This window comes from Novosphingobium sp. GW835-FHT14H07, from assembly GCF_058793515.1.
Genome location: NZ_JBXAFX010000059.1, coordinates 1 through 3,814 on the forward strand (window position 1 = coordinate 1; position 3,814 = coordinate 3,814).

A 3,814-nucleotide genomic window follows, 5' to 3' on the forward strand; every position below is an offset into this window, starting at 1 on the left:
ACTAATCACGAGGTCCCCATAATGCGGAGGAACGCGGCCTGATTGGCGGATTTTCGCCATTCTTGGCCATGCTCCTCCTCATTATTTCAGAGCGTGTCGAGCCAGGCGAGCACGCTTCCATCGCGCTTCCAGGATGGTTTGCCTCCGGGTGTGGTCGGAGCGGCGACCTGTTCCAGGGCTTTCCGCTTCGTTTCCAGATTGGCCCTGGCATAGTGGTTGGTTGTATCGAGGCTCACATGGCCGAGCCAGCTGCGTATGATTGTAACGTCGACGCCCGACGAGATGAGGTGCACGGCGGTGGCGTGGCGGAAGGCATGTGGCGTCACATGCTTGGCACATAGCGTTGGCATGGTTTCGGCCGCAGACCTCACGTAGGCAGCAAGCTTGAATCGGACCCCCGAGGCACTGAGGGGGGCGCCATAGCGATTGACGAACAGCCGCTGGTCAGGCGCCCGTGGCTGCCGCTCGAGCAGTTTGCGCAGCAACAGGACCGTTTCTGGCCATAGCGGACAGATGCGTTCCTTCCGCCCCTTGCCGGTCAGACGCACGCAGCTCGGGCTTTCGAACCGGATTGCCTCGGGGCATAGATCTAGCGCTTCCTGTATCCGTGCGCCGCTGTTGTAGAGGAACGAGAACAGTGCATGGTCGCGCGCACCCTCAACGGTCAAACGGTCTGGCTGAGCGAGAATCGCCGTCACTTCCGCCGGATCCAGATAGCTCGGCTCCGACACGGGAGCACGCTTGATCGGGATATGGAGGATTTCGACGCATTGTGCGATCGACGCGGGATCCTTGGTGGACACGAAGTGGAAGAAGCTGCGGATCGCGGCAAGCCGGCAGTTGCGCGTGCCGATTGTGCCGCCGCGTTCATGTTCGGCGTGGCCGAGGAACGCAATGACGGTACTGGCGGTCAGATCGGCCAGCGTGATCACCACCACCTTCTTTCCCGCACGCTGTGCGACGAACCGCAGCAACAGCCGCCAGGTGTCGCGGTATGAGCGAACCGTATGGATGGACGCGTTGCGCTGCTCGACCAGCCATTCGTAGAAGAACGCGCGCAGCAGTTTCGGGAACGGGTCGGCCTTGCTCATGGCTGCGCCTCCCGCCCCAGGCTGAGGCATTGAGCGCCCATCGTGCGGAACCGCTCGTTGGCGAGGTGCAGCAACTCCTGCGTGACCGTGATGTAGACCAGCGTGGAGTTGATATCCCGATGGCCGAGGTAAGTCGCAAGGAACGGCAAGCGCTCCTGCGGATTGATGCCCGTTCGGTACCATTCGAGGATTCTGTTCACGACCATCGAGTGGCGCAGGTCATGCACGCGCGGGCCTGCTTTTCCTCGCAATGGTTTCAACCCAGCGCGGCGTATGACGTCGGTGAGCAGCCAGGTGATCATTTCCGGGGTGTAATGGCCGTCGCCTCGCTCGTGCCAGAACAGACCCGAACGCGCGTCCTGTGATCCACCGGCACACCGGCGCGCATCGATGTAGGCCCGAAGCGCGACCACGACGCTGTCCGGTAGCGGCAAAATGCGGGTCTTGAAGAACTTGGTCTGTCGGATGGTGATGGTACCCTCGTGCAGGTCAACATCACCAAGATCGAGACGGGCAAGCTCACCGCGCCGCAAGCCCGCGCAATAGGCGAGGAGCAGCATGGTGTACATGCTCTGCGGGCGAAGTGGTGCCCGCGGCGACGGGTAGTTACGTGCGATCTCGAGCATCCGCCGCACGTCGGCAGGCGAGTAGATATGAGGCGTTCGCCATTGCTTGGAGGCCTCCTTCCTCGGTCTCGGGTCTGGTCGCCGCATAGGTATCGACGGGTCGCGGTGACGAAGGATTTTCGCAAAGACGCGCTTGAGCTTCTCGCATTCCTCGGCGTGATGACGCGTGCCATTCGTTGCTGGCCATCGATCTATCATGGAGTTCAGCGTCTCGGCTTCCGGTCCCGGATGCAACTGGAGGAACCGGTCGAACCGCAGAAGCAACTGGGACTGCGATGTGTATTTGTATCCTCTGCGCCGCATCATCGCGACATGCTCGGCCATCATTTCGCCCAGCTCGCTGCCGAACGGTCTGGGCTGGCGTAGTTCGGCAAGTGCCTTTTCCGGATTCCGCGACGCCAATGCCCGCCAAATCGGCATGCACTGCTTGATATTGCACTCATCGCGCAGAGCGGCGACGGGATTGCGTTGGATCGTGCCGATTTCGGCCAGGCGTTCGAAGAACCGGTCAACGATGCGGGTGCGGTGCAAGAGCGTGGACGGCGCTCGACGAACGGCCGATTCTCGTAGCCAGGCCAGCAGAACTTCCTGATCGAGTGCCTCGAAACGTTCGACGACATCCTGCAAGCCATGCAAGACTTGGGCATAGCCGGCTCGGCTTTTCGTGCTGCGCAGATCAAGGCTCGCGACATAGCGACCAATGATCGCGCGGTCGGGATCGGGCCAGCGCGCGGTCATTCGACCAACTCCATTCCCGGCACGTCTAGCGCGATGGCCCTGAGGTCTTCGGTAGCAAGCTTGAGGTAGGGAGCCGTCGATCCTGTCGAACGATGTCCCAGCACGTCGCCGATGACCTTTTGAGGCACCGCGGCGCGCAGCATTTCGACCGCGCGCGCATGACGGAAGATGTGGGGGCCGCACTTACCAGCCGGTTGGACGCCAGCGTCACGGAGCCGCCGCCGAACCATGCTGTAAAGCTTATCGAGCTTTCGGTAGGGCGCGCGTGTACGCACGAAGATCTCCCTGACATCGGTCGAGGGACGCCCGGAGCGCAGATAGGCGAGCACCGCTTCGCCGACCGGCTCAAGAAGGGGCAGGAATGTGCTGGCTCGCGTTTTGTGGTGATGCACATGGATGGCTTCCGTTCGCCAGTCGATATCCTCGATCCGGAGATGGCGGATTTCACCTGACCGCAGACCATAGGCTGCGAGGAGTTGCAGGATCGCATAATCCCGCAACCCCGCCGGTGACTTGTCCTTCTCGGCACTTTCCAGCACGGCGATGATCTGCCCGCGGTCCAGGACCGAAGGTACGCCTTCATATGCATAAAGCGTCGGTGCCAGGACATGCCCGGACAGATCCGTCGTAACGCGACCTGTGATATGGAGGTAGCGCAGTAACGCGCGAAGCCGCTCTGTGACAGACTTCAACGAGCAGCGCCTCAATTTCGGCGCGCGCAAATCCATGTAGTGGTCAATGTCAGTCACGCTCAGAACCGCCAAACCGTTGAGCCCGTGATCGATCTGCCAGGCAAGGAAGTGCCGGGCTTCCCACATCAGCGCTGCAACGCTGGAACAAGCCAACCCGCGTTCCTCACGCAGCCAGATTTCGTATTCGGCGCAGATTGAAAATCGGACCTCATCGGCCTCGCAGGCTGGCTTGATGGCGGGCGGCCATTGGCCGTGAACAAGCCGCAACAGTGCGTGAATTCCGGAGCGTGGGACCTCGCGCCAGCGCGCACTGGGACGTCGACCACGCTGCTTTTCGAACTGGACGATTGCGTGCCGCAGATATTGTTCCACATGCACGTCGATCACGTCCGCGACGGGGATGCCCCGCTGCCCCAGATAATCGAGAAATCCAGACGCGTAGGCGCAGTAGTTCCTCGCCACCACCAGGCTGTATCGCTGACCGATAAGCGACGACTTGAGTGCGGCGATTAGTTCGTGATGGTTATCCGACATGGGCGGCTCCTCTGCTGGTCGATTGACCCCCAGAGGTTCTGCGCCAAATAATGCGAAGCAAGTCGATCCAAGAAAGGCGAAAATCCGCCAATCAGGCCGCGTTCCTCCGCATTATGGGGACCTCGTGATTAGT

3 protein-coding genes are annotated in these 3,814 nt (G+C 61.2%); all 3 read right to left on the reverse strand.

Going from position 1 to position 3,814, the window contains the following annotated elements; all coding sequences use genetic code 11:
- Positions 1-86: 86 nt before the first annotated feature.
- Genes AC1Q5P_RS21655 through AC1Q5P_RS21665 form a run of 3 tightly spaced genes read right to left on the reverse strand, consistent with a single transcriptional unit; the run spans position 87 to position 3,681 of the window.
- Entirely contained in the window at positions 87-1,091 is a 1,005-nt protein-coding gene (locus AC1Q5P_RS21655; protein WP_039338739.1) for a tyrosine-type recombinase/integrase, read from the reverse strand.
- A complete protein-coding gene (locus tag AC1Q5P_RS21660) occupies positions 1,088-2,455 on the reverse strand; it encodes a tyrosine-type recombinase/integrase (RefSeq protein WP_039338740.1) in 1,368 nt (455 codons plus the stop codon). Before AC1Q5P_RS21660 ends, AC1Q5P_RS21655 begins: the two co-directional genes overlap by 4 nt.
- Positions 2,452-3,681, reverse strand: coding sequence for a site-specific integrase (locus tag AC1Q5P_RS21665; protein WP_492478644.1), 1,230 nt, complete (start codon positions 3,679-3,681; stop codon positions 2,452-2,454). The genes AC1Q5P_RS21660 and AC1Q5P_RS21665 overlap by 4 nt, the downstream gene beginning before the upstream one ends.
- Positions 3,682-3,814 lie beyond the last annotated feature (133 nt).